The following is a 268-nucleotide window of genomic DNA, read 5'->3' on the forward strand; positions in this document are numbered from 1 at the left end:
CCTTGCCGGTCTGCGCCTCCTCGACCAGCCGCGCCATCCGGGCCAGCTCGGTGTCGGCGCCGACGCGGGTGATCTGCACGAGCAGGCGCCCGCCGGTGTTCACAGTCGCGCCGACCACGCGGGCGCCGGGGGCGACTTCGACCGGCACGGACTCGCCGGTCAGCATCGACTCGTCCACCGCGGACATTCCCTCGGTGACGAGGCCGTCGGCGGGGATCTTCTCACCCGGCCGCACCACCACGACATCACCCGGAACGAGCTGTGCGAC

Annotated in this window: 1 pseudogene; it reads right to left on the reverse strand. The window is 72.8% G+C overall.

The features are described 5' to 3' along the window. Positions 1 to 268 (reverse strand): annotated as a pseudogene (locus DSP71_RS23195) (heavy metal translocating P-type ATPase); the annotation flags it as partial.

It is taken from the genome of Microbacterium sp. H6 (genome assembly GCF_003314775.1).
GTDB classification, from domain to species: domain Bacteria; phylum Actinomycetota; class Actinomycetes; order Actinomycetales; family Microbacteriaceae; genus Microbacterium; species Microbacterium oxydans.